Consider the following 26,046-nt stretch of genomic DNA (forward strand, 5'->3'; position numbering starts at 1 on the left):
CGCGTCGCGGAGGATGGGGGTCATCGGGCTCACGACTTTCCGAGCTCGTCGGACTTTCCGAACTCGTCGGAGATGAGGTCGAAAATGTCTTCTGCCGTCGCCGTCTCGAGCTCGCTGTGGGCCGCGGAACGCTCCGTTTCCCGTTCCGTGTCACTCCACTTGGCCAGCAGCAGCCGCAGTCGCCCGGTGATCCGGCGGCGGGCCGCCTCGTCCACCGCCGATGGCTCCGAGACCGAGTCCCACCGGTCGAGCTCCGACAGCAGATGTCCCTCGGAGGTCAGCTGCCCCTCGACCAGCCGCTCGCGCAGATAGTCGGCCAGCTCCTTGGGGGTGGGGTGGTCGAAGACCAGGGTGGGCGGAAGGTCGAGGCCGGTGGCGGCGGAGAGCCGATGCCCGAATTCGACGGCCGTGAGCGAGTCGAACCCCAGCTCCTGGAACGGCTGGGCGGGTGGGATCGCGTCGATGGTGGCATGGCCGAGGATCGCGGCGGCATGCGTCTGGATGTGATGGAGCAGAAGCTGATGCCGCTGGGCGGGGGAGCCGGTGGCCAGCTGCCGCTGAAGCGAAGTGCTCAACGCCGCGTCGGTGTCCGGGATGGCATCGGTGCCCGGTGACGCGGCGGCGGCCAGGTCGGACAGCAGCGGGCTGGGCCGCTGTGCGGTGAAACCGGCCGGGAACGTCTCCCAGTCGATGTCCGCGATGGTGATCGTGGTGTCACCGTGGTCCAGGGAGTGCTGGAGCGAGGCGATGGCGAGATCGGTGTCCAGGGGGCGCATTCCGCGCCGGCGGTAGTACTCGATGACGGCCTCGTCGGCGGCCATGCCCGCATCGCTCCATGGCGCCCAGGCGAGGCTGGTGGCAGGCAGGCCACGGGCGCGGCGGTGCTCGGCGAGGGCGTCGAGATAGGCGTTGGCGGCGGCGTACGAGGGCTGTCGGCTACCGCCCCACGCGGCCGCGCCGGACGAGAAGAGCACAAAGGCGCTGAGGTCGAGATCCTCGGTGAGCTCATGCAGATGGGCGGCCGCGAGCGCCTTGGGCCGCAGCACCGCCTCGATCCCCGGAAGGTCCAGCTCGGCGAGCGGGGTGTTCTCCGCGAGCCCGGCGGCGTGGACGACGGTGGTGAGGGGTTGTTCTGCGGGGATGGTGCCGAGGAGGTGCTGGAGTGCGGCGCGGTCGGATACGTCGCAGGCGGTGACGGTGACGGCGGCGCCCAACGCGGTGAGTTCTCCGGTGAGTTGGTTGACACCGGGTGCGTCGGGGCCGGAGCGGCTGATGAGATGGAGATGGGATGCGCCCTGGCGGGCGAGCCAGCGGGCCACATGCGCGCCCAGACCGCCGGTGCCGCCGGTGATCAGGGCCGTACCGGCGGGGCGCCACGCGGTGGGCGCGGTGTCCGGGCAGGTCGCGCGCTCCAGACGGCGGGCCAGGGCGGTGGCGCGGATCGCCACCTGGTCCTCGGGCTGGCCGGGCGTCAGTACGGCGGCGATACGGGCGGGGGTACGGGCGTCCACGTCGGCCGGAAGGTCGATGAGACCGCCCCAGAGTTGAGGGTGCTCCAGGGCCGCGACCCGGCCCATACCCCAGATCTGGGCCTGGTGCGGATGGGGGAGCGGATCGGTGGCGGTGGCGGCCACCGCACCCTGGGTGACACACCACAGGGGCGCGATGAGCGGCGTCTGACCGAGGGCCTGGACAACGGCGGCCGTCGCCGCCAGCCCGGTGGGGACGGCCGGGTGGTCGGGGTGGGGCGTCTGATCGAGCGCGAGCAGACTCAGAATGCCCTCGGGGGTGCTGCCATCGGGCAGCTGTGAGAGCAGTGGGGCGAGGGCGTCGCGCCGGGCGTCCACGCCATCGAGCGACAGGACTTCATGGGCCGCGCCATGGGCATCCAGCGCCTGGACGGTGGCGTGGACGGCCGGATGCTGCTCGTGCCCGGAGGGCACGAGCAGCAGCCAGGTCCCGCTGAGGGGCGGCGCGGTGGCGGGGTCCGGCAGCTGCTTCCACGCGACGCGATAGCGCCAGGAGTCGATGGTGGAGCGCTCGCGGTGGTGACGCCGCCAGGTCGACAGTACGGGGAGTGCGGGCAGTAGGGCGTCGATGCCGGGGCTGTCCTTGTCCAGCTGGAGTGTGCTGGTGAGGGCGTCGACGTCAAGCTCCTCGATGGCATCCCAGAGCCTGGCCTCGGCCGGGTGGTGGCCGTTGACATGACCTTCGGCGCGCGGAGCGGGCGGGGCGAGCCAGTAGTGCTGGTGGTGGAAGGCGTAGGTGGGGAGGTCGATGGTGCGGGGGGTGGGGGTGGTGGGGTACCAGCTGGTCCAGTCGATGTCGATGCCGGTGGTGTGGAGTTGGGCGAGGGTGTGGGTGAGGGCGTGTGTGTCGGGTTGTTTGTGGGTGAGGGTGGAGGTGATGAGGGGTGTTGGGCGGTTGGTTTTGGTGGTGTGGTGGTGGAGGGTGTGGTGGGTTGCGGTGGCGAGGGTGGGGTTGGGGCCGAGTTCGAGGTAGATGCTGGTGTGGGGTGTGGTGTGGGTGATGGCGGGGTGGAAGTGGACGGGTTGGCGGATGTGTTGGGTCCAGTAGTCGGGGGTGGTGATGTGTTCGTCGGCTGGTTGTCCGGTGAGGTTGCTGATGAGGGGGATGGTGGGTGGGTGGTAGGTGAGTTCGCTGATGGCCTGTTTGAAGGGTTCGAGGATGGGGTCCATCAGGGGTGAGTGGAAGGCGTGGCTGACGGTGAGGGTGCGGGTTTTACGACCGCGTTCGGCCCAGGTGGCGCTGATCTCGGTGACGAGGTCGATGGGTCCGGAGATGACGGTGTTGCCCGGGGTGTTGAGGGCGGCGATGCTCACCTGGCCGTGGTGTGCGGCGAGGTCGTCGGCGAGTTCGTCGGCCGTGGCGGCGATGGTGGCCATGCCTCCGCCGGTGGGGAGCCCTCCCATGAGGGTGGCGCGGGTGGCGACGAGGCGGCAGGCGTCGGGGAGGTCGAAGACTCCGGCGATGTGGGCGGCGGCGATTTCGCCGATGGAGTGGCCGATGACGGCGTCGGGTCGTACGCCGACGGAGTTGAGGAGTCGTGCCAGGGCGATGTGCAGGGCGAACAGCCCGGCCTGGGCATATGTGGTGTGGTCCAGGAGTGCCGCGTGTTCGGGGTCACGGCCGAAGACGAGCTCTCGTAGTGGGTGTTCGAGATGCGGGTCGAGTAGGCCGCATACTTCGTCGAAGGCTTCGGCGAAGATGGGGAAGCGGTCGTAGAGTTCGGCGCCCATGCCGGGGCGTTGGCTGCCCTGTCCGCTGAACAGGAACACCGTCTGCCCGGTGATTTCGGCGGCCCGGCCGGGGTGCACCAGTCCCGGATGTGGTTCTCCGGCGGCCAGTGCCTCCAGCCCCGCCACCAGCTCCTCGCGGTCCTGTCCGATGACCACCGCCCGGTGGTCGAAGAGCGTCCTGGACCGCAGCAGGGACCAGCCCACCTCCAAGGCGCTCACCTCGGGCTCACCGATGACGTGCCCGGTCAGGGCCCGCGCCTGGCCTCGTAGCGCCGCGTCGCTCTGTGCGGAGATCACCCAGGGCACCACACCGGCGACGTCCGATACGGGGGCGGGCTCGATCGGCTCGGGGGCCTGCTCAAGGATGAGATGGGCGTTCGTACCGGAGATGCCGAAGGAGGAGATTCCCGACCGGCGGGGCCGTTCGCCTTGGGGCCATGGGACGGGTTCGGTGAGCAGGCGCAGGTCGCCCGCGCTCCAGTCGACATTCGGGGTCGGTGCGTCGATGTGCAGTGAGGCGGGCAGTACCCCGTGGCGCATCGCCATCACCATCTTGATGACCCCGGCCACTCCGGCGGCGGCCTGGGTGTGTCCGATGTTGGACTTGATGGAGCCGAGCCACAGCGGACGTCCCTCCGACCGCTCCTGGCCGTACGTGGCCAGCAGCGCCTGCGCCTCGATCGGGTCGCCGAGGGTGGTCCCGGTGCCATGCGCCTCGACGGCGTCCACCTCGGACGGTGACAGCCGGGCGTTGGCGAGCGCCTGCCGGATCACCCGCTGCTGCGAGGGCCCGTTGGGCGCGGTGAGGCCGTTGCTCGTGCCGTCCTGGTTGACGGCGGAGCCACGGATGACGGCCAGCACCCGGTGGCCGTTGCGCCGCGCGTCCGACAGCCGTTCCAGCAGGACGAGACCGACGCCCTCGCCCCACACCATGCCGTCCGCCCCGGCCGCGAACGGCTTGCACCGCGCGTCGGGCGCCAGACCGCGCTGGCGGGAGAACTCGATGAACGCGCCCGGGGTGGCCATCACCGTTACCCCGCCGGCCAGGGCCATCGTGCATTCCCCCTGCCGCAGGGCCTGGGTCGCGAGATGCATGGCCACCAGCGAGGACGAGCACGCCGTGTCCACCGTGACCGCCGGGCCTTCGAGGCCGAAGGAGTAGGCCACCCGGCCGGACACCACACTGCCGATATTGCCCGTGGCGACATAGCCTTCGACGTCGCTCGCCGTATCGCCGGTGAGGGAGATGTAATCCTGGGACGTCACTCCCGCGAATACGCCCGTGTTGCTGCCCGCGAGCGTGTCCCGGTCCAGACCCGCGCTCTCGAAGGTCTCCCAGGCGGTTTCCAGCAGCAGGCGCTGCTGGGGGTCCATGGCGACCGCCTCGCGCGGGCTGATGCCGAAGAACCCGGGATCGAACTTGGCCGCCTGGTAGAGGAATCCGCCCTCGCGGACGTAGCTCGTCCCCGCGCGGTCCGGGTCGGGGTCGTAGAGCGCGTTCAGATCCCAGTTGCGGTCGGTGGGCATCTCCGCGATGGCATCGCGGTGCGCCATGACCAGGTCCCACAGCTCCTTCGGGGAGTGTGCGTCGCCGGGGTAGCGGCAGGCCATGCCGACGATCGCGATCGGCTCGTCCTGAGCGGCCGTGGTGGGGGTGTGAACGGTGACGGCCGACTGCTGGCCCGTGAGTTCGGCGCGCAGATATGTGGCGAGGGCGTTGGGCGTGGGGTGGTCGAAGACGAGCGTGGGTGCGAGGTCGATTCCGGTGGCGGTGGCGAGCTGGTTGCGCAGCTCCACGGCGGTCAGGGAGTCGAAACCGAGCTCTTGGAACGGCTGGGCGGGCGGAATGGCGTCCGGTCCGGAATGCCCCAGGATCGAGGCCGCGAGGGACTGGATCCGCTCGAGGAGGAGCTGGTGCTGCTGCTCGGGAGTGGCGGCGGAGATCCGCTGCCGGAGTGAGGTGCCTGCGGACGTGCCGGCGGTTCGCTCGGTGGGGTTGTCGGCGGGCGTGATCAAGTCGTCGAGCAGCGGGCTGGGGCGCTGGGCGGTGAACGCCGCCGGGAACCTCTCCCAGTCGATGTCCGCCACGGTGACCGTCGTGTCACGCTGGTCCAGGGCGTGCTGGAGCGATGCCACGGCCAGCTCCGGGCTGAGCGGAGACAGCCCGCGCCGCCCGTAGAACGCGAGCGCGGTCTCGTCGGCGGCCATGCCCGCATCGCCCCAGGGGCCCCAGGCGAGGCTGGTGGCCGGGAGTCCACGGGCGCGGCGGTGCTCGGCGAGGGCGTCGAGATAGGTGTTCGCGGCGGCGTAGGCGCCTTGCCGACTGCCGCCCCACACGGCCGCGCCGGACGAGAAGAGCACGAAGGCGCTGAGGTCGAGCCCCTGGGTCAGCTCATGCAGATGGGTGGCGGCCAGGGCCTTGGGCCCGAGCACATGCCGCAGCCGCTCCGGCCCGAGGTCGGCGATGAGCTCGGTGTCCGACGTCCCGGCGGCGTGGACGACGGTGGTGAGGGGGTGTTCTGCGGGGATGGTGTCGAGGAGGTGCTCGAGTGCGGCCCGGTCGGAGGCGTCGCAGGCGGTGATGGTGACGGTCGTGCCCAGGTCGGTGAGTTCTTGGGCGAGTTGGGCGGCGCCGGGTGCGTCGGGGCCGGAGCGGCTGATGAGGTGGAGATGGGGTGCTCCGTGGCGGGCGAGCCAGCGGGCGACATGGGCGCCGAGGCCACCGGTGCCGCCGGTGATGAGCGTGGTGCCGGTGGGCTGCCAGGTCCTGGGGGCATTGGTGGGCGTACCGGCCCTACGAAGGCGCCGGGCGTAGCTGCCGGTGGCGCGGATGGCGGTCTGGTCCTCCGGCCCACCGGGGGCGAGCAGGGCGGCCAGACGGTCGGCGGTGTGGTGGTCGATGACGGTCGGGAGATCGATCAGGCCACCCCAGCGGCGGGGGTGTTCCAGGGCCGCGGCCCGGCCAAGTCCCCAGATCTGCGCCTGCCGAGGGCTGGGGAGCGGATCGCCGGGGCCGGTGGCGACGGCGCCTTGGGTGATACACCACAGTAGTGCCGTGATCTCGGCGTCGCCGAGGGCCTGCACGAGTACGGTGGTCGCGATCAGCCCTGAGGGTACGGCGGCGTATTGGGGGTGCGGCTCGTCGTCGAGGGCGAGCAGGCTCAGTACTCCGGTGGGTTCGCCCTCCATTGCCAGACGGGTGAGATGGTCCGCCAAGGCGTCACGATCGACGGTACGAGTGTCGAGCACATGGCGGAGCGGAGTGGCGCCGTGGGCGGTCAGGGTCTGTGTGGCCGTTGCCACGGCAGGGTGGTCGGACTGACCCGCGGGGATGATCAGCAGCCAGGTGCCGGAGAGGTCCGGACGCGTGGAAGGAGTGGGGAGCGCCTTCCAAGTGGCGTGGTATCGCCAGGAATTGATGACCGACCGCTCACGGTGCTGCCGCCGCCAGGCGGACAGCGTCGGAAGAACGGCGCCCAGCATGGGGTGCTGGTCCGCCGGTGAGTCGATGGTCGCCGCCAGGGACTCCAGATCCTCCCGCTCCACCGCCTCCCAGAACTCCCTGTCGACCAGAGCCGCCTCCGTGGGCGCCGGGCCCGAGGAGGAGCCGGACGACAGCCAGTAGTGCTGGTGGTGGAAGGCGTAGGTGGGGAGGTCGATGGTGCGGGGGGTGGGGGTGGCGGGGTACCAGCTGGTCCAGTCGATGTCGATGCCGGTGGTGTGGAGTTGGGCGAGGGTGTGGGTGAGGGCCTGCGCTTCGGGCTGCTTGCGAGTGAGGGTGGAGGTGATGAGGGGTGTTGGGCGGTTGGTGGGGTTTTCGGTGGTGTGGTGGTGGAGGGTGTGGTGGGTTGCGGTGGTGAGGGTGGGGTTGGGGCCGAGTTCGAGGTAGATGCTGGTGTGGGGTGTGGTGTGGGTGATGGCGGGGTGGAAGTGGACGGGTTGGCGGATGTGTTGGGTCCAGTAGTCGGGGGTGGTGATGTGTTCGTCGGCTGGTTGTCCGGTGAGGTTGCTGATGAGGGGGATGGTGGGTGGGTGGTAGGTGAGTTCGCTGATGGCCTGTTTGAAGGGTTCGAGGATGGGGTCCATCAGGGGTGAGTGGAAGGCGTGGCTGACGGTGAGGGTGCGGGTTTTACGACCGCGTTCGGCCCAGGTGGCGCTGATCTCGGTGACGAGGTCGATGGGTCCGGAGATGACGGTGTTGCCGGGGGTGTTGAGGGCGGCGATGCTCACCTGGCCGTGGTGTGCGGCGAGGTCGTCGGCGAGTTCGTCGGGGGTGGCGGCGATGGTGGCCATGCCTCCGCCGGTGGGGAGCCCTCCCATGAGGGTGGCGCGGGTGGCGACGAGGTGGCAGGCGTCGGGGAGGTCGAAGACTCCGGCGATGTGGGCGGCGGCGATTTCGCCGATGGAGTGGCCGATGACGGCGTCGGGGTGTACGCCGACGGAGTTGAGGAGTCGTGCCAGGGCGATGTGCAGGGCGAAGAGCCCGGCCTGGGCGTAGGTGGTGTGGTCCAGTAGTGCTGCGTGTTCGGGGTCGTGGCTGAAGACGAGCTCTCGTAGTGGGTGTTCGAGATGCGGGTCGAGTAGGCCGCATACTTCGTCGAAGGCTTCGGCGAAGATGGGAAAGCGGTCGTAGAGTTCGGCGCCCATGCCGGGGCGTTGGCTGCCCTGTCCGCTGAACAGGAACACCGTCTGACCGGTGGTCTCGACCGTCTCCCTCCGCTCGACCAGACCCGGATGTGGTTCTCCGGCGGCCAGTGCCTCCAGCCCCGCCACCAGCTCTTCGCGGTCCTGTCCGATGACCACCGCCCGGTGGTCGAAGAGCGTCCTGGACCGAAGCAGGGACCACCCCACCTCAGCGGCACGTACCTCCGGGTCGGCGCTCACCCGTGCCACCAGCGCCCGCGCCTGACCCCGTAGCGCCTCCGTACCGCGCGCGGACACCACCCATGGCACGGGCCCACCCACCGGTTCCACCGGTTCCACCGAGTACGCCGAGTCCACCGGTCCCGCCTCGACGGCTCCGGCCGCCGCCACCGGCTCCTCGGGCGCCTGCTCCACGATGACATGCGCATTGGTCCCGCTGATGCCGAAGGACGAGACACCCGCCCGGCGTGGACGCTCCCCCCGTGGCCACTCCGTCACCTCGGTCAGCAGGCGGACATCGCCCGCGCTCCAGTCCACATGCGGGGTCGGTTCGTCGATGTGCAGCGAGGCGGGCAGTACCCCATAGCGCATCGCCATCACCATCTTGATGACCCCGGCCACTCCGGCGGCGGCCTGGGTGTGTCCGATGTTGGACTTGATGGAGCCGAGCCACAGCGGACTGCCCTCGGGCCGCTCCTGCCCGTACGTGGCCAGCAGCGCCTGTGCCTCGATCGGATCGCCGAGCGTGGTTCCGGTGCCGTGTCCCTCCACCACATCGACCTCTGCCGGCGACAGCCGGGCGTTGGCGAGCGCCTGGCCGATCACCCGCTGCTGCGAGGGCCCGTTCGGCGCGGTGAGCCCGTTGCTCGTACCGTCCTGGTTGACCGCGGAGCCCCGGATCACCGCCAGCACCCGGTGGCCGTTGCGCCGCGCGTCCGACAGCCGTTCCAACAGCAGAAGCCCGGCGCCCTCGCCCCAGCCGGTACCGTCGGCCGCCGAGGCGAACGGCTTGCACCGGCCGTCGGCCGCCAGACCGCGCTGGCGGGAGAACTCGACGAAGGTGGTCGGCGTGGCCATCACCGTCACGCCACCCGCCAGCGCCAACGTGCATTCGCCCTGCCGTAGCGCCTGGGCCGCCAGATGCATGGCCACCAGCGACGACGAGCACGCCGTGTCCACCGTCACCGCCGGGCCCTCAAGGCCGAACGCATACGCCACCCGGCCCGACATGACACTCGGCGTACCGCCCGCGAGCAGGTATCCCTCGACCTCCCGGGCCGAGGAACCGCCGGAGGCGCCGTAGCCCTGATAGGTGCCGCCCGCGAATACGCCGGTGTTGCTCCCGGCGAGCGTGTCCCGGTCCAGGCCCGCGCTTTCGAAGGTCTCCCAGGCGGTTTCCAGGAGCAGCCGCTGCTGGGGATCCATGGCGAGCGCCTCGCGCGGGCTGATGCCGAAGAACGTCGCGTCGAACCCGGCCGCGTCGTGCAGGAAACCGCCCTCGCGCGCATAGCTGGTGCCCAGACGCTCGGGGTCGGGATCGAAGAGGGTGTCCAGATCCCAGTCGCGGTCGGCGGGCATCTCCCCGATGGCGTCCCGGCCCGCGACGACGAGCTGCCACAGCTCCTCCGGAGAGCGCACACCGCCCGGGTAGTGGCAGGCCATGCCGACGATCGCGATCGGTTCGTCGTCGGCGGCCACGGACGACGTGTGGCTGGCGACGGCGGCCTTCTGCCCGGTGAGTTCGGCGCCCAGATACGTGGCGAGCGCGTTCGGCGTCGGATGGTCGAAGACCAGCGCCGGAGCGAGGGCGAGGCCGGTCGTGGCGGCGAGCTGATTGCGCAGCTCGACCGCGGTGAGGGAGTCGAAGCCCAGCTCCTGGAAGGGCTGCCCCGGGGGAACCGCGTCCAGCCCGGGGTGCCCGAGGATCGTCGCGGCCAGGGTCTGGACATGGCGGACCAGGATCTGATGACGCTGTGCGGCGGGCGCCGCGCCGAGCTGTTGCCGCAGCGGATTGTCGTCGGCGGTGGCCGTGGAGGTGGCGGGCTCCGCGTTCGACGGCATCAGACGGGTGAGGAACGGACTCGGGCGCTGCGCGGTGAACGTACGGCCGAACTTGTCCCAGTCGACATCCGCGACGGTGACGGTGGTGTCGTCGTGTGTCAGCGCGTGTTGCAATGACGCGATGGCGAGGTCGGTCGGGAGCGGGGAGAGCCCCCGCCGCTTGAGGTGGGAGAGTGTGTGCTGGTCGGCGGCCATGCCCGCCTCGCCCCACGGCCCCCAGGCGAGGCTGGTGGCGGGCAGGCCCCGGGCCCGGCGGTGTTCGGCGAGCGCGTCCAGGTAGGTGTTCGCGGCGGCGTAGGCGGCCTGTTGCCCGCTGCCCCATGTCGCGGCGTTCGACGAGAAGAGGACGAAGGCCGTGAGATCGAGGTTCTGGGTGAGGTCGTGCAGATGAGCGGCGGCCAGGGCCTTGGACCGCAGAACGGGCTGCAACCGCCCGGGGTCCAGCTCGCCGATCCGACCCAGTTCCATCGTGCCGGCGGTGTGGATGACCGCGGTGAGGGGGTGTTCGGCGGGAACGCTGTCGATGAGCCGCCGGAGTCCGGCGTGGTCGGAGACATCGCAGGCGGTGATGGTGACGTCCGTCCCCAGCGCGGTGAGCTCCTCGCGGAGCTCGGACGCGCCGGGCGCGTCGGGACCGGAACGGCTGACGAGGTGGAGACGGGGTGCGCCACGCTCGGCGAGCCAGTGAGCGATCTGGGTGCCGAGACCGCCGGTGCCACCGGTGATGAGCGTGGTGCCCGACGGCTCCCAGGGAGCGGGGGCCGCGTCGTCGGCGGGCACACGGGTGAGGCGGCGTGCGTACGTACCGGTGGTGCGGATGGCCACCTGGTCCTCGGGCTGCCCGGGGACGAGAAGGGCCGCTAGCCGACCCGCGGTGTGGTGGGTCATGGCGCCGGGCAGATCGATGAGACCGCCCCAGCGCTGCGGATGCTCGAGCGCGGCCACCCGGCCGAAGCCCCAGATCTGTGACTGCTCGGGGTGGGGGAGGAGGTCGCCGCGACCGGTGGCGACGGCGCCCTGCGTGACGCACCACAGCGGCGCGTTGATTCCGGCGTCATCGAGGGCCTGGAGGAGCGCGGTGGTGGCGCCGAGCCCGGCGGACACCGCGGAGTGGCCGGCGAGCGGTTCCTGGTCGAGGGCGAGCAGACTGATGGCTCCGGCGGGCTGGGACTCCTCGGTGAGCCGGTCGAGACGTTCGCGGAGCCCGGCGCGATCGATGTCATGAGCGTCGATCGCGTATGGGAGCGCCGTTGCGCCGTGTGCCCGCAGCGCCTGGAGGGTGACCTGGACCGCGGTGTGCTCCTCCTGCCCGGCCGGGACGACCACCAGCCAGATGCCCGTCAGGGCCGGGGCGGTCGGGTCGGGGAGCTGCTGCCACGTGGCCCGGTAGCGCCAGGAGTCGATGGTGGAGCGTTCACGGTGTTGCCGCCGCCAGGAGGACAGTACGGGGAGTGCGGGCAGCAGGGCGTCGATGCCGGGGCTGTCCTTGTCCAGCTGGAGTGTGCTGGTGAGGGCGTCGACGTCAAGCTCCTCGATGGCATGCCAGAGCTGCGCCTCGGCCGGGTCCCCGGCAGCTCCTTCGAGGCTCGTACGGGCGGCGGGCGGGGCCAGCCAGAAGCGCTGGTGCTGGAAGGCGTACGTCGGCAACCCGACGACTTTCGGGGCCGGGTCGCTGGGGAACCAGCTGGTCCAGTCGACGTCGATACCGGCGGTGTGGAGTTGGGCAAAGGTGTGGGTGAGGGCCTGCGCCTCGGGCTGCTTGCGAGTGAGGGTGGAGGTGATGAGTGGCGTCGGTCGGTCGGTTTCGGTGGTGTGGTGGTGGAGGGTGTGGTGGGTTGCGGTGGCGAGGGTGGGGTTGGGGCCGAGTTCGAGGTAGATGCTGGTGTGGGGTGTGGTGTGGGTGATGGCGGGGTGGAAGTGGACGGGTTGGCGGATGTGTTGGGTCCAGTAGTCGGGGGTGGTGATGTGTTCGTCGGCTGGTTGTCCGGTGAGGTTGCTGATGAGGGGGATGGTGGGTGGGTGGTAGGTGAGTTCGCTGATGGCCTGTTTGAAGGGTTCGAGGATGGGGTCCATCAGGGGGGAGTGGAAGGCGTGGCTGACGGTGAGGGTGCGGGTTTTACGACCGCGTTCGGCCCAGGTGGCGCTGATCTCGGTGACGAGGTCGATGGGTCCGGAGATGACGGTGTTGCCGGGGGTGTTGAGGGCGGCGATGCTCACTTGGCCGTGGTGTGCGGCGAGGTCGTCGGCGAGTTCGTCGGGGGTGGCGGCGATGGTGGCCATGCCTCCGCCGGTGGGGAGCCCTCCCATGAGGGTGGCGCGGGTGGCGACGAGGTGGCAGGCGTCGGGGAGGTCGAAGACTCCGGCGATGTGGGCGGCGGCGATTTCGCCGATCGAATGCCCGATGACGGCGTCGGGGTGTACGCCGACGGAGTTGAGGAGTCGTGCCAGGGCGATGTGCAGGGCGAAGAGCCCGGCCTGGGCGTAGGTGGTGTGGTCCAGTAGTGCTGCGTGTTCGGGGTCGTGGCTGAAGACGAGCTCTCGTAGTGGGTGTTCGAGATGCGGGTCGAGTAGGCCGCATACTTCGTCGAAGGCTTCGGCGAAGATGGGGAAGCGGTCGTAGAGTTCGGCGCCCATGCCGGGGCGTTGGCTGCCCTGTCCGCTGAACAGGAACACCGTCTGCCCGGTGATTTCGGCGGCCCGGCCGGGGTGCACCAGTCCCGGATGTGGTTCTCCGGCGGCCAGTGCCTCCAGCCCCGCCACCAGCTCTTCGCGGTCCTGTCCGATGACCACCGCCCGGTGGTCGAAGAGCGTCCTGGACCGCAGCAGGGACCACCCCACCTCAGCGGCACGTACCTCCGGGTCGGCGTTCACCCGTGCCACCAGCGCCCGCGCCTGACCGCGTAGCGCCGCCGTACCGCGCGCCGACACCACCCACGGCACGGGCCCACCCACCGACTCCACCGAGGACGTCGGCTCCACCGGTTCCGCCTCGGCACCCCCCTCAGGGGCCTGCTCCAGGATCAGATGGGCGTTCGTCCCGCTGATTCCGAAGGACGAAACCCCCGCCCGCCGCGGATGCTCGCCCCGTGGCCACTCCCGGGCCTCGGTCAGCAGATGGACATCGCCCGCGCTCCAGTCCACATGGGGCGTCGGCTCGTCGATGTGCAGCGAGGCGGGGAGCACCTCGTGGCGCATCGCCATCACCATCTTGATGACCCCGGCCGCACCCGCGGCCATCTGCGCGTGCCCGATGTTGGACTTGATGGATCCCAGCCACAGCGGTCGCCCCTCGGGCCGCTCCTGCCCGTATGTGGCCAGCAGCGCCTGCGCCTCGATCGGATCGCCCAGCGTCGTACCCGTACCGTGTGCCTCCACCGCGTCCACCTCGGACGCCGACAGCCGGGCGTTGGCGAGCGCCTGCCGGATGACCCGCTGCTGTGAGGGCCCGTTCGGCGCCGTCAGGCCGTTGCTGGCGCCGTCCTGGTTGACCGCCGTGCCCCGGATCACGGCCAGCACCTGGTGGCCGTTGCGCCGTGCGTCCGACAGCCGTTCCAGCAGCAGGACACCCACGCCCTCGGCCAGGGTCATGCCGTCGCTGTTGGCCGAGAACGCCTTGGACCTGCCGTCCGGCGCGAGCCCGCGCAGCTCGCTGAAGCCGATGAACGGTGCCGTCGAGGACATCACGGCCACGCCCCCGGCGAGCGCCATATCGCATTCGCCCTGCCGGATCGCCTGGCAGGCCAGATGCATGGCGACCAGGGAGGAGGAGCACGCGGTGTCCACCGTCACCGCGGCCCCCTCCAGGCCGAGGGTGTACGCCACCCGGCCGGACACCACGCTGGCGGAGTTGCCGATGGTGAAGTAGCCGGCCGAGCCCTCGGGCACCTGGGACGCGTCGGAACAGTAGTCGAGGTGATCGCAGCCGATGAAGGTGCCGGTCCGGCTACCCCGCAGCGACTCCGGGTCGACTCCGGCGTGCTCGATGGCCTCCCAGGACGCCTCGAGGGCCAGCCGCTGCTGTGGCGCCATTCCAAGGGCCTCGCGGGGGCTGATGCCGAAGAACGTGGCGTCGAATCCCGCCGGGTCGTCGATGAAGCCGCCCTCGCGCGTATAACTCGTCCCCGGGTGCTCCGGGTCGGGGTGGAAGAGATTCTCCACATCCCAATCGCGGTCGGTGGGGAGTTCCGAAATGGCGTCGCGCTCCGTGGCGACGAGTTCCCACAGCTCTTCGGGGGACCGTACGCCTCCGGGGAAGCGGCAGGACATTCCCACGATGGCGACGGGCTCATGCCCCGCGGACTCGACATCCTTCAGACGGCGCTGCGTCTGCCGGAGATCCGCCGTCACCCGCTTCAGATAGTCGAGCAGCTTCTCTTCATTGCTCGCCATGGTCGGCCACCCCCACTTCCCTCGGTCCGGAACGCTGAACGCTATTGGCGGCGGCAGTCGTAACTGCCTTGCAAAGTACTTCCGTCGGGGAAGGTGAAGCTCGTGGTGTCCTTGAAATGCCCCGGCCCGAGGACCTGGTAGTCATCCTTGAGGTCCAGCTTCACGCCCGTCGTCTGCCCCGAGGCATTCGGTGTGATCACCTGGGTGAGGGGCCCCTTGAATATCAGATGGCCGTCCTTCCAGCCGGACGAGGTGTAGTTTCCGGAGGAACCCCAGTTGTCGTGGTACTGGGTGATGAATGTCCCGTCCACGGGATTCCAGCCGAAGGACGAACGGCCGACCACGCTTCCGGGTTCGAGTGTGGCGTCCGTATAGAGGTAATGCCCGCCCATGGCCCGCTTGGTGTTCAGCTTCAGCACCGCCGGCTTTCCGCCCGGCGGTGGGGTGTAGTCGCAGGTGTAGGAGCCGAGCAGAAAGTCCAGATCGCGGATCTGCGGGGGAGCGGGGAGCGGATTCCTGCCGCGCGGCGGTTTGGCTCTGGTATCGGGCTCGGCGTTCACCGGGGAGACGGTGAGCGCGATCAGACTCACCGCGGCCACACCCACGACACCGGCCGGGATCTGCCGGGTCCACCTCCTGTGCCGGGCCGTGCCCCGCGGTTCCCGCTCCCGGTCCCGTTCCTCCGAGCTTTCGGTACGCACACTCGACTCCCAACCGTCAATCGGGCGCTGACCTGCGGCTGAGCCGCCTGATCGGCGGCTTGTCCGGATACGGCGACCATCATTTGTGCCGCCACCAAAGTGGGTCTAACGCCCGGCTTGGCCTCCTCCCGGAGGAGACGTTGGCGTCCTCCCGGAAGAGACGTGGCCTCGTCGCGGATGAGAAAAGGGGAGTGCCGACCTCGCATTAGCCCAGCTTTAGCCCGCCCACCGACCATGAATGCCGACCATGGCGATGAGGAGGATGACGATGAGCGGCTGGCCGGAGCTGGAGAAGTACATCGATCGGGCCCCCACCTCGAAGGAGATGATGGCCTGGATCGAACTGATCGTCAGCCAGGGCATTCGCCGGGCGGGCTATCCGGCCGACGGCTGGACCGAGGAGTGGGCCGCCGAACAATTCCGGGATACCGGTCTGGAGGACGTACGGCTGGAGCCGCTGGACACGCCCATCTGGCGGCCGCGGTCCGCCGCCTTCGAGATCTGGCCCACCGGCCGGCCCGATGAGGTCATCGGCTTCGAGGGACTGGCCTTGCCGTACACCACCCCGACCGAGGGCACCGAGGGCCGACTGGTGCGGATGGAGGACGGGGAGGTGCGGGGCTCCATCGCGGTCCAGGAGATCGGCTTCACCCAGCTGCCGCAGACCGAGGTGGGGGCCCGGGCCACCGGCTCCTACGACCCCGAGGGTGTCTTCCCCGACCTCGTCCAGACCGTGCCCTTCGACCTTCCCCATGTGCTGGACTTCGACATCGCCATCAAGGACGGCGCCACGGCCTATGTCGGCCTGCTCACCGGACTGCCCTGGGAGACCAGCGACTTCTACTGGCCCTATGACGCCGAACGGCGCTCCATCCCCGGCATCTGGCTGAGCGGCAAGGACGGGCAGCGGGTCCGCGAGCTGATGGCGTCGGGGGAGTGCGAGGGCCGGATCGTCTCCGACGCCACCATCACCGAGGAGACCACCCACAACGTGGTGGGCACCCTGCCCGGCGCCTCCGATCACTGGGTGATCGTCGGCTCACACCACGACGGTCCCTGGGCATCCGCCGTGGAGGACGCCTCCGGGGTGGCGCTCGTCCTGGCGCAGGCCAGGTTCTGGGCGTCGGTGCCCCGGGAACTGCGGCCGCACAACATGCTGTTCGTGCTCACGTCCGGCCATATGGCGGGCGCCGCGGGCACCCAGGCGTTCATCGCGGCGCACCCCGAGCTGTTCCCCCAGGTCGTCCTCGAAATGCATCTTGAGCACGCCGCGCGCCAGGCGGAGGTGGTCGACGGGGAGGTCGTGCCCACCGACGACCCCGAGGTGCGCTGGTGGTTCACCACCCAGGCGCCCCAGCTGGAACAGCTGGTGGCCGAGTCGCTCGCGGCGGAGGATCTGCGCCGCTCATGGATCCTGTCGCCGACCGCCTTCGCGCCGAACCCGGCCACCGACGGCGCCTACTTCTACTACACGGGTGTGCCGCTGGTGCAGCTGATCACCACGCCCATGTACATCTTCGATCCGCGGGACACCCCGGACAAGGTGGACGAGCAGAGCCTGGTGCCGCTCACCAAGGGGGCGGCGCGGATCATCGCCGGTACGGCGGGCTGTGAGCCCGACACCCTCCGGGTGCCGATCCAGACCGCGGCCGGCGGGACGGAGTAGGACCGTCGAAGGAGACCGTCGGCGGTACGGGACCGCCGAACGGGGACGGCCCGCCGGGTTCCGGCGGGCCGTCACCCGTCGCCCTACCGGCGCCCCGACAGCCGGCACAGCGCCTTGGCGGTCCGATGCGGATCGCTCTCGGAGCGGGCGGTGAGGACGACCGCGCCCCGCCGCTCGGCACCCTTCTTCGCGGCCACGGCGACCTCCACATCCACCGACTCACCGGCCCTGGCGGTGGCGAGACGGTTGGGCAGCCAGGCGGACCAGCCCCGGCCGACCGCCCTCGCCGACAGCCGGTAGACATCCGAGTCCACCGACGTGGCCGGAGTCGTCGCCCGGTCCCCGGTGGCGCGTCCGGTGTTGTCGAGGCCGAAGGTGCACATGGCCCGGGAGCGGGAGGGGTCCCCCTTGGCCTCGCCGCGGTGCAGGGCCACTCCACGGCGCCACGGTCCCGCGCCGTCCAGGGACTTCACCGCGATGGTGTACGAGAGCACTCCGGATCTGTCGCGCTTGAGGTCGAGCACATAGAAGTGCAGCCGGTTGGCCCGGTCGATGTACTCGTACTGGCTGCCGGAGTCGGCTCCGGCGTGGAAGAGGGCATCGCTGAGCTGCCGGTAGTCGCCCATGGTGATCTTCTGGTCGGTGCCGTCGGGGCGCCGGAAGTCCACCAGGTCGATGTCCTCGGGGTGGGCGTCGACAACCCAGGCGAACGGGGCCCGGTCCTTGTCCTTGGTCTTGGCCAGCAGCACCCCGTGATCCGGGGTGAACGAGTCCATCCCCATGCGGTCGACGACCTCGACGGTGTAGTTGTCGTAGCCGCCGCCGTCGCACAGCGGGTCGGTGCCGTTGTCGCAGGGCTCCGACAGATCGCCGCCCATGGTGATGTTGACCCCGGAGAGCCCCTTCTCGCCCGGTGGCGCCGAGCGTGCGGTGACCCGGGCGACGACGAGGCCGGAGTTCTTCAGCGCGTCGCGGTCCAGCCGCAGCACGTTCTTCTCGTCCACGATGCCGAGCTTCAGCTTGTCGCGCAGCACGTGCTGGGAGCCTATCGAGCCCCCGGCCGTGGCGGGGATCCGCCAGCGGGTGTGCGGTCCGCCGGGGCCGTTGAAGGAGCCGCGCGAGAGCATGCTCCAGATACCGGTGTACGAACGGCTGAGGGGGGTGCCGTACGGGTTGTTGTAGTTGTCCCCGATGCCCAGTATGTGGCTGAGTTCATGGGCGTACACCGCCATGCCGGAGCTCTCGGCCTGCACCGACGACCCGTTGGCGGCGTTGGGCCAGATACGGGCGGCGGCCTGCCAGGACGTCCACGGCACATAGCGGGTACGGGCCGAGTTGTCGCCCGTGGCGGCCGGTGGCCCCCAGGCGGCGGGTACGTCCGGTGCGCCCGGGAACTTCATCGGGCCGAACTCCTGCCAGGTGGACGACTCGTCCTGTCCGGCGGTGAGATAGAAGACGAAGTCGAACGAGTCCGCCTCGTCGGCGCCGACATCGGCCACCCAGGCGGCCTTGCCGTCCTCCCGGATGTCCTTGCCGCAGGTGTCCCCGGCCGGGCAGGCGCCCGGGTTCATCGAGTCCTCGACGCCGTACTGATAGGACTTGCCCGGCATGCGGTACACACCGAAGGCGGTCAGATCGACCCCGATACGGCCGCCGGAGTCCTCCATCCAGTACTCGTTGATGGTGTGGCCGTTGTTCAGCGGCCCCGGTGTGTTGAGGAAGTCCTGGTAGAAGCGCGGGAGACGGTCGCGCGGGACACCGGATGCGCTCGGCTGCGGATTGCCGAACAGGGTGGACCCGGCCGGCCGGCTGACCGTGAACTCCTCGTCCGGATAGTCCAGAAGCACCAGCGCGCCCTTGAAGGTGCGCTGGGTGGGCTTGACGGCGGGGTCCGCCCAGTGGGTACCGGGGACCGCGCGGTAGTCGGCCCAGGTCATGTCGTCGGGGTTGCGCCACTGCTGCGGATCGATCGGCCGCACCAGCGACGGTCGGGCGGGCCCGGCCGGCGGTGCGCCGTCCGGCGTGGCCCGCGCGGGTCCGGCGGCGATGGCCGCCGCGGTGGCGAGGACGGTGGCGACGACGGTCAACCGGCCGACGGGTCTTCGGGGGAGGAACAAGGCTCACCTCGTGTCGGGCGTCTCGGAGCTCAGACATGACAAGCCGTGCGAGCGGTATGCCTACCGCTGCCCAAAGGTAGGACCGGGGAAAGGGGGGACGCCAGAGCGCCCCGGGACGTAAGCGCGATAGCGTGTACCGGCCAACGGGAGCTGCCGCCGCCTGGGACTTCGTCAGCGCAACCCGGGGACAGCCCACCCCGGAAGGTGAGGTGCGCTCGCGCCCCCGAGGTGCGTCCGCGCTCGCCCGAGGCCGGGCACCGGCCCCTCCCGTCCGGCGCGACTCGTGGATACCAGCACTAGGAGCCCTCTTGACCAGCCCAGAACAGCGCATGGCTGACCTGCTCAAGACCTTCGGTGAGCCTGCGGCGAACACCGCGTACCTGCTGTGCGACAGGCACCCGGACGACGCCGTCGCGTTCACTGTGGTGGGCAAGGACATGACCGGTCATGACATGACGTACGGGGAGCTTCGTGACCGTTCCTCGCGCATGGCCGGTGCCCTGGCCGCCCTGGGGGTCGGAGTGGGCGACCGCGTCGCCACCTTGATGGGCAAATCCGCCGAACTGCTGGTCGCGAGCCTTGCGATCTGGCGGCTCGGGGCCGTCCAGGTGCCGTTGTTCACCGCGTTCGCCTCACCGGCCATCGCGCTGCGGATCACGGGCAATGACACGAAGGTCGTGATCAGCGACGCCGACCAACGCCCCAAGCTCGACCCGGAGTCGGGCTTCCCCGGCGAGCGCCCCTGGCGGATCGTCACCACCGGGCCGGTCACCGGGGCCGATCTGTCCTTCGCGGAGCTGGCCGAGGGGCACGACCCGCTGTCCGAGCCGGTGGCCGTGGGCGGCGACGGGCTCATCGTGGAGCTGTTCACCTCGGGCACCGCGGGCACGCCGAAGGCCGTCCCGATCCCGCTGCGGGCGGTCGCGGGCTTCGCCATGTACCAGCGGTTCGGCCTGGACCACCGGCCCACCGACGTCTTCTGGAACGCCGCCGACCCGGGCTGGGCGTACGGCCTGTACTACGCGCTCATCGGGCCCCTCGCCCTCGGACAGCGCGGACTGCTGCTGAACGGCCTGTTCTCCGCGGAGTCCACCTGGGAGGTGCTCTCCCGCTTCGGTGTCACCAACTTCGCCGCCGGGCCCACCGTCTACCGCAAGCTGCGCGCCTCCGGTATCCCCGCCCCCGCCGATCTGCGGCTGCGCTGCTGCTCCGCGGCGGGCGAACCGCTGCCCCCGGACGTCGTCGACTGGGCGCTCGAGTCGCTCGGCGTCCCCGTGCGCGACCACTACGGCTCGACCGAGCTGGGCATGGTGGTCGCCCATGCCTGGCACCCGGACCTGCGCGACGAGATCAAGCCCGGCTCCATGGGCCGTCCGCTGCCCGGCTGGAGCGTGAAGGTGCTGCGCGAGGACACCAACTCAGCGCTGGCCCGCGTGGACATCCCCGGACGGGTCGTGGTGGACATCGCCGAAAGCCCGCTGATGTGGTTCAAGGGCTACCGTGACGCCGCCGAGCAGACCGCCGAGAAGTTCAGCCCCGACGGGCGCTGGTTCTACACCGGTGACACCGCCGCCCGCGACGAGGAGGGCCATCTGTTCTTCTCCGGGCGCGGCGACGACATCATCCTGATGGCGGGTTACCGCATCGGTCCCTTCGAGGTGGAGACCGTGCTGCTGGAGCACGCCGCGGTGGCGGAGGCCGCCGTGGTCGGCGTACCGGACGACGAGTACGGCGAGGTCGTGGAGGCGTTCGTCGTGCCGCGCCCGGGGGCCGAGGTGGGCGACGCGCTCGCGGCCGAGCTTCAGCAGCTGGTCAGGGATCGGTACGCCAAGCACGCCTATCCGCGGCAGGTGCACTTTGTGGCCGAGCTGCCGAAGACCTCCAGTGGTAAGACGCAGCGGTTCCTGCTGCGCCCGCAGCAGGCCGCCCCGCGGAGCCGCTGAGTCGCCCCGGCCCGCAGTACCGAGCACCACGTACGCCCCGGGGCCCCGTGTACGACACGGGGCCCCGGGGCGTTTCCGTGGCCCTGCGGCGCGCTTCCGTGGCCTGGCCGTGAGGTCAGCCGCGGGACCGGGACAGTGCCTCCCGCACCGCCTCCTCGGTGCGCCCCACCACCGCCGAACCGTCGTCCGCCGTGATGATGGGCCGCTGGATCAGCTTGGGGTGCTCGGCGAGCGCCGCGATCCAGCGGTCCCGTGCGCCCTCCTCGCGCGGCCAGTCCTTCAGGCCCAGCTCCTTCGCGGCCGCCTCCTGGGTCCGGGTGATGTCCCACGGCTCCAGCCCGAGCCGGTCGAGCGCCGCGCGGATCTCGTCCTGGCTCGGTACGTCCTCGAGATAGCGGCGCACGGTGTAACCGGCGCCCTCCGCGTCGAGCAGGGTGAGCGCGCTGCGGCACTTCGAGCATGCCGGATTGATCCAGATCTCCATGCCGCACACGGTACCGCGAAAGTGCCTTGGAACGGGGTCTGACCAGGGGCCTTTGTCAGTACCCGGCCGTAGAATGGAGGGAGTTGAAGGGAAGGTTTCCCGACCAACTCAGGAGGTTGCCGATGGCCGTTGCCGGACCCCCTCTTCAGGATCTTCCGACCTTTCCGACCCTGCCGAAGAAGCGGATGCCGGCCGGGCGCCCGCGTGAGTGGTACGAGTCCCACAACCGCCGTCTGAAGGCCATGCGGCTGGCCATCGCGCTGCTCAACTCCGGTGTCTACCGCCCCGAGCAGGCGTCCGACCGCAAGATACGCACCACGGCCGCCCGGATCGGGGTGCATCCGCCGTCCGACACCACCTGCCGGATGGTGCGCTCCCTCATCCGCACTGACCACACCGACCGCACCGGCCACACCGACCGCACTGACCACACCGGCCGCGCCGCCTGCGGCTGAGACCCGCAAGGTCCGTCGCGCCTCCGGTTCCTTTCCGCTCGGCGGAAAGGAACCGGAGGGTTCCGGTAATCGCGCGGTGTCGGGCCGGGTGGGAATTGAGGGGCGAAGAGCGCCGGGGAAATGTTCCACGGAGAGCCGCGGTGGCCGTTCCGGATATCCGGCCGTGCGGACCCTCGACGGGTTTCTCCGATCTTCCCCGTGTCTCTTCCCCGCGTCCCTCCCGTTGCGAGGGTGCGGACGCGGGCGCACGCTCTCCTTGACGGAGGGAGTCAGCGATGACCCAGCAACCGCCGTCGGAGGTGATCGACCGCACGGTCGTCGGCTCGTACCCGACCTACGCCGGCGCCCAGCGCGCGGTGGATTTCCTGGCCGACAACAAGTTCCCGGTGGAGCACACGGCGATCATCGGCTCGGACCTCCGGATGGTCGAGACCGTGCTCGGGCGGCTGACCAGGGGCCGTGCGGCGCTCGCGGGCGCCGGTACGGGGGCGTGGTTCGGACTGCTGATCGGGCTGCTGCTGTCCGTGTTCGCGGCGGGCGCCCACAACGTGATCGTGCTGCTGGTGAGCGGTCTGGTCTACGGCGCGGTGTTCGGGGCGGTCTTCGGTTTCGTCGGGCACGCGATGACCGGAGGGCGGCGCGATTTCTCGTCCCGGAGCCAGATCGTGGCCGCGCGCTATGAGGTGGTCGCGGACGCCCAGGTCGCCGATGACGCGAAGAACATGCTGGCCAGGCTGGCGATGCGGGAGGGCTGAGCGGCTCCGGGGCACTCGGCGGGGTCCGCACACGTACTAATGACTTTAGGAGTAGGGTGTGACTCCGAGAGAGATCGCACCGACCCCGAGGAGCGACGGTGACCACCGGCAGGAGCATGCGCGCGGACGGAGTCCTTCCGCGGCTTCTGCTCGTCGTCGTGCTCGCGCTCGGGGTCCTCGTCATGCACACCCTGGGCCATCCCGACGGCGGCTCCGGCTCGGGCATGACCCACTCGGCGAGCCATGCGCCCGGTGAGATGCGCCCCGCGGCGGACAGCGGCGCCCCCGGGGCGTACAACGGCGACCGCGGGGTCTACGGCGGCGCCCCCGGGGCGTACGGCGGCGACCACGGCGGCGGTACGGCCGCCACCGACACCGGGCCTCAGCGGGCCGCTCCCGCGCCGTCCGCCGATGCCGGGCATGCCCCGGCCGCGCCCGAGAGCAAGCCGCGCGAACCCATGACCGGTATGGACATGGCCTCGCTGTGCGTCGCGGTGCTCGGCGTCTGGGTGCTCGGGGCGCTCCTGCACGCCGTGCTCACCCGCCGGAGCGGTCCGCCGCTGAGGCTTTCCCTGGCGGCGCCCGTCGTCGCGCGCCCCGATCCTCCCTCGCCCGGCCCCGACCTCACTGCCCTGTCTGTTCTGCGGATATAGGCCGAACCGCGCGTAAAGCGCCGGTACGCCCCATGGAACAGTCAACACTTGGCAAAAAGAGGTATATCGACATGACCGCATTCACGCATGTCCCGCGTCGGCCGCTCCACCGCCGTCTCGCGCTCGTGGGCGCCGTCGCCGCCGGAGGGCTGCTGCTCGCCGGCTGTGGCGGGGACGACGACATGAAGGGCATGGACCACGGGAGCGCGAAGGAGTCCGCCACCTCCGAGGCGACCGCGGGCTCCGCCGCGGGAGCGTTCAACGACGCGGACGTCAGCTTCGCGCAGATGATGATCCCGCATCATGAGCAGGCCCTGGAGATGGCCGGACTGGCCGACGACCGGGCCTCGAACGCGCGGATCAAGAGCCTGGCCGGGCAGATCGAGAAGGCTCAGGATCCGGAGATCGTCACCCTGAAGTCCTGGCTCAAGGGCTGGGGCAAGCCGGAGAAGGCGTCATCGGACGAGATGCCCGGAATGAACCATGGCTCGGACGGTAAGAGCGCCATGGGCGGAATGATGTCCGAGGAGGACATGCGGAAGCTCAAGGCCGCCAAGGGGCCCGCCTTCGACCGGGCCTTCGCGAGCATGATGATCGACCATCACGAGGGCGCGATCGCCATGGCGAAGGACGAGAAGAAGAACGGCCGTAACGCCAAGGCCAAGAAGCTCGCCGACGACGTCGTGAAGAGCCAGTCCGCCGAGGTCACCACCTTGCGGACCCTGCTCGACCGGCTCTGAGTTCCGCGTCACGTCCCACCCCGCCCCGGGTCCCGCGGTCCCTCCGCATGGGCCCGGGGCGGGCCGCGTGGTCCGGGGCGGGTCCTGGGGCGTGCCTGGAGTGCTACATCCCGGGGGCGCAGCCCAGTAGGGGTGGCAGCAGGGGTAAGCTCACCGCGACCGCCGCCGCCAGGCCGCACAGCGCCGGATGCGGACGCCGCCGGGCGTCCAGCATCCGCCGCAGCCGGACCGCGGCGCCCGGTCCGCCGACGGTGAAGGCTCCGCTGGGGGCGTGGGGAGCGTGGCCCGCCGCCATCGTGTAGAGGGCGGAGGCGAGCGCCTGGCGCGGATGGCGGCGCATTGCGCGGTCGTCCGCGGCCATCTCCAGCAGAAGCGCCGTCTGCGCCCTGGCCTCGCGCGCCAGCGGCAGCCACCGGAACACCCGGGCGAACGCGTCCGTGGCCGCCAGCGCCAGATGGTGGCGGCCCGCGATATGCGCGCGCTCATGCTCCAGTACGGACTCCAGCTGCGCGGGGGAGAGCAGCCGCAGCGCGCCCGCGCTCACGACGATCCGCGGCCTGCGGCCGGGCAGGCAGTACGCGGCGGGCGTGTCATGGTCCAGCACGGTGGCGCGCAGTCGCGCCGAGCGTCGGCCGACCATGTCCAGAACGCCCCGGTGGCGGGCGCGGACGCGCCGGGCCCGCAGCACCTCATGGCCGAAGCAGACAAGCGGGACCAACGCCACCGAGGCCGGTACGGCGATGGCCGGAACGCCGATCGGGCCCGTGCCGGGGATCCGGGCGTTCAGCGTCAACCCACAGATCCGGAGCAAGCCGGACATTCCATTACGTAGATGCCAAGTTGGGGTGACCAGGTGATAAGTGGTCAGAGCCAGTGCGATGGTGAACGACAGGGCTAATCCGTGCCAAACGGCAACCGCCAAGACGGGTGCGCGATGCGGCCAGGCGCTGCGCGCCAGCGCCTTCGGGGCCGCTGAGCCGACCACGGCGGCGTAGCAGGCCAGGGCGAGGGCGGCCGTCACGCCTTGGTCCGCCGCCCCGCGGTCCGCAGGGCCTTGCGCAGCGCGCTGACCTCCTCGGGGCCCATCTGCTCGACGAAGTGGGTCAGGGCGGCGGAGCGGTCCTCACTGGTGCCGAGGGCGTCCTCCATCAGCGCCGCGGTGTACTCCTCGCGGCTGCGGACCGGTGAGTACACCCACGCCCGGCCCTCCTTGGCGCGCAGCAGCCAGCCCTTGTTGTAGAGGATGGAGGCGACGGTCATCACCGTGGTATAGGCGACCGGGCGGTGCTCGTTGATGTCGTCCACGATCTCCCGCACCGTCGTGGGACGCTGCCAAGCCCAGAGGCGGTCCATGATCTCCGCCTCGAGCTCCCCCAACCGTCGCATGGACGCTTCCTTCCGCCGTTAGTACGGAGGCCCATAGTAGAGACCCCTCGGCGGGGCTCCGCACCCGGCTGTGGAAAAATCCTCAACTCGCCCTCCCCGCGATAGGCTTGACGCCACGCGCATTCAAATCCGCACGGTTCGAGGGAAGGGGAGTCCGGGTGACTGGTCTCAACAAGGGGCTTCAGAAAATCGAGGTGGCGCTCAAGTGGGATCCGAGCCCCCTCGGTGAGCCGCCCCACGATCTCGACATCGTGGCCGGGACGTACCGCGCCGCCGATCCGTACGGTGCGCCCGCGTACCTCGTCCACTTCGACAGCCGCTCACCGGACGGCACCATCAACCTCAACCGGGACAGCCGCACCGGTCAGGGCCTCGGCACCGACGAGTCCATGACCCTCGAGCTCGAACGGCTGTCGTCCGAATACGCCCGGGTGGTCGTCGGGATAACCATCCAGCAGGGTTCGGGGCGGAAGACGTTCGGGGATGTCCCGAACACCAGTGTCCGGATTCTCGAGGGATACACCGAACTCATGACGAGTGACTTCACCGGTGTCTCAGAAGCCACTTCCGCCACGGTCGCGGTATTCGCCCGGGACGACGCGGGGGAATGGGGAATTCAGAGCGCTATTCGTGGATTCGACGCGGATCCGGAAGGCTTTGGACAGCTCATGGGCAAGGACTATTCCTGAGCGGCCGGGCGGCTTCCCGAGAGCTTCCTGAGCGGCCGGGCCGCCTGGGTCCGGTGCGGCGCGGGGCCCGCACGATCGTCGTGCGGGCCCCGCGCCGATTCCG

The 26,046-nt window shown here is 70.4% G+C and carries 13 protein-coding genes; 7 read left to right on the forward strand and 6 right to left on the reverse strand.

Annotated features, from left to right (window positions below; translation table 11 throughout):
• Positions 1-29 precede the first annotated feature (29 nt).
• Both ACJX2R_RS44570 and ACJX2R_RS44575 read right to left on the reverse strand, forming a co-directional pair.
• Positions 30-14,354 carry a type I polyketide synthase gene (locus tag ACJX2R_RS44570; RefSeq protein ID WP_413104735.1) on the reverse strand — a complete coding sequence of 4,775 codons (14,325 nt, stop codon included), beginning with the start codon at positions 14,352-14,354 and terminating at the stop codon, positions 30-32.
• A gap of 41 nt (positions 14,355-14,395) precedes the next feature.
• The gene (locus ACJX2R_RS44575; protein WP_413104736.1) at positions 14,396-15,055 is read right to left on the reverse strand and encodes a hypothetical protein; all 660 of its coding nucleotides are present in this window, start codon (positions 15,053-15,055) and stop codon (positions 14,396-14,398) included.
• Positions 15,056-15,323: 268 nt separating this feature from the next.
• Here ACJX2R_RS44575 and ACJX2R_RS44580 point away from each other — a divergent pair, with 268 nt between their 5' ends.
• Complete coding sequence (locus ACJX2R_RS44580; protein WP_413104737.1) at positions 15,324-16,721, forward strand: M28 family peptidase; 1,398 nt, start codon at positions 15,324-15,326, stop codon at positions 16,719-16,721.
• Positions 16,722-16,804: 83 nt separating this feature from the next.
• Here the strand turns inward: ACJX2R_RS44580 and ACJX2R_RS44585 are convergent, their stop codons facing one another.
• A complete protein-coding gene (locus tag ACJX2R_RS44585; RefSeq protein WP_413104738.1) occupies positions 16,805-18,808 on the reverse strand; it encodes a M6 family metalloprotease domain-containing protein in 2,004 nt (667 codons plus the stop codon).
• A gap of 338 nt (positions 18,809-19,146) precedes the next feature.
• Between ACJX2R_RS44585 and ACJX2R_RS44590 the strand changes: the two genes are divergently transcribed.
• Positions 19,147-20,781, forward strand: a complete 1,635-nt coding sequence (locus ACJX2R_RS44590) for an AMP-binding protein (RefSeq protein ID WP_413104739.1) — start codon at positions 19,147-19,149, stop codon at positions 20,779-20,781.
• 115 nt (positions 20,782-20,896) lie between these two features.
• Here ACJX2R_RS44590 and ACJX2R_RS44595 read toward each other — a convergent pair whose 3' ends face one another.
• Complete coding sequence (locus ACJX2R_RS44595; protein WP_020866139.1) at positions 20,897-21,265, reverse strand: arsenate reductase family protein; 369 nt, start codon at positions 21,263-21,265, stop codon at positions 20,897-20,899.
• A gap of 122 nt (positions 21,266-21,387) precedes the next feature.
• Here ACJX2R_RS44595 and ACJX2R_RS44600 point away from each other — a divergent pair, with 122 nt between their 5' ends.
• The 4 genes from ACJX2R_RS44600 (at position 21,388) to ACJX2R_RS44615 (ending at position 23,868) form a co-directional block, all read left to right on the forward strand.
• A complete protein-coding gene (locus ACJX2R_RS44600) occupies positions 21,388-21,720 on the forward strand; it encodes a hypothetical protein (RefSeq protein ID WP_413104740.1) in 333 nt (110 codons plus the stop codon).
• A 275-nt stretch (positions 21,721-21,995) separates the two neighbouring features.
• Positions 21,996-22,475, forward strand: a complete 480-nt coding sequence (locus tag ACJX2R_RS44605; RefSeq protein ID WP_413104741.1) for a general stress protein — start codon at positions 21,996-21,998, stop codon at positions 22,473-22,475.
• A 98-nt stretch (positions 22,476-22,573) separates the two neighbouring features.
• A complete protein-coding gene (locus tag ACJX2R_RS44610) occupies positions 22,574-23,128 on the forward strand; it encodes a hypothetical protein (RefSeq protein WP_413104742.1) in 555 nt (184 codons plus the stop codon).
• A 71-nt stretch (positions 23,129-23,199) separates the two neighbouring features.
• On the forward strand, positions 23,200-23,868 hold the full coding sequence (locus ACJX2R_RS44615) for a DUF305 domain-containing protein (RefSeq protein ID WP_262697709.1): 669 nt from the start codon (positions 23,200-23,202) through the stop codon (positions 23,866-23,868).
• A gap of 103 nt (positions 23,869-23,971) precedes the next feature.
• On the opposite strand, the gene ACJX2R_RS44620 is transcribed toward ACJX2R_RS44615, so the two are convergent.
• Both ACJX2R_RS44620 and ACJX2R_RS44625 read right to left on the reverse strand, forming a co-directional pair.
• A complete protein-coding gene (locus ACJX2R_RS44620) occupies positions 23,972-24,688 on the reverse strand; it encodes a M56 family metallopeptidase (RefSeq protein WP_413104743.1) in 717 nt (238 codons plus the stop codon).
• A gap of 197 nt (positions 24,689-24,885) precedes the next feature.
• Positions 24,886-25,254 (reverse strand): BlaI/MecI/CopY family transcriptional regulator, encoded by a 369-nt coding sequence (locus ACJX2R_RS44625; protein WP_037956606.1) that lies wholly within the window; start codon positions 25,252-25,254, stop codon positions 24,886-24,888.
• Between the two features lie 107 nt (positions 25,255-25,361).
• On the opposite strand from ACJX2R_RS44625, the gene ACJX2R_RS44630 reads away from it, so the two are divergent.
• Positions 25,362-25,943 carry a TerD family protein gene (locus ACJX2R_RS44630; RefSeq protein ID WP_413104744.1) on the forward strand — a complete coding sequence of 194 codons (582 nt, stop codon included), beginning with the start codon at positions 25,362-25,364 and terminating at the stop codon, positions 25,941-25,943.
• The last annotated feature ends 103 nt before the right edge of the window (positions 25,944-26,046 follow it).

This window comes from Streptomyces sp. Inha503, assembly GCF_047215865.1.
Lineage (GTDB): Bacteria > Actinomycetota > Actinomycetes > Streptomycetales > Streptomycetaceae > Streptomyces > Streptomyces lycopersici.

Coding starts and splice junctions, on each gene's coding strand:
- ACJX2R_RS44615 (WP_262697709.1), top strand. CDS start 23,200: ATGACCGCATTCACGCATGTCCCGCGTCGGCCGCTCCACCGCCGTCTC.
- ACJX2R_RS44570 (WP_413104735.1), bottom strand. CDS start 14,354: ATGGCGAGCAATGAAGAGAAGCTGCTCGACTATCTGAAGCGGGTGACG.
- ACJX2R_RS44595 (WP_020866139.1), bottom strand. CDS start 21,265: ATGGAGATCTGGATCAATCCGGCATGCTCGAAGTGCCGCAGCGCGCTC.
- ACJX2R_RS44580 (WP_413104737.1), top strand. CDS start 15,324: ATGAGCGGCTGGCCGGAGCTGGAGAAGTACATCGATCGGGCCCCCACC.
- ACJX2R_RS44620 (WP_413104743.1), bottom strand. CDS start 24,688: ATGTCCGGCTTGCTCCGGATCTGTGGGTTGACGCTGAACGCCCGGATC.
- ACJX2R_RS44600 (WP_413104740.1), top strand. CDS start 21,388: ATGGCCGTTGCCGGACCCCCTCTTCAGGATCTTCCGACCTTTCCGACC.
- ACJX2R_RS44605 (WP_413104741.1), top strand. CDS start 21,996: ATGACCCAGCAACCGCCGTCGGAGGTGATCGACCGCACGGTCGTCGGC.
- ACJX2R_RS44625 (WP_037956606.1), bottom strand. CDS start 25,254: ATGCGACGGTTGGGGGAGCTCGAGGCGGAGATCATGGACCGCCTCTGG.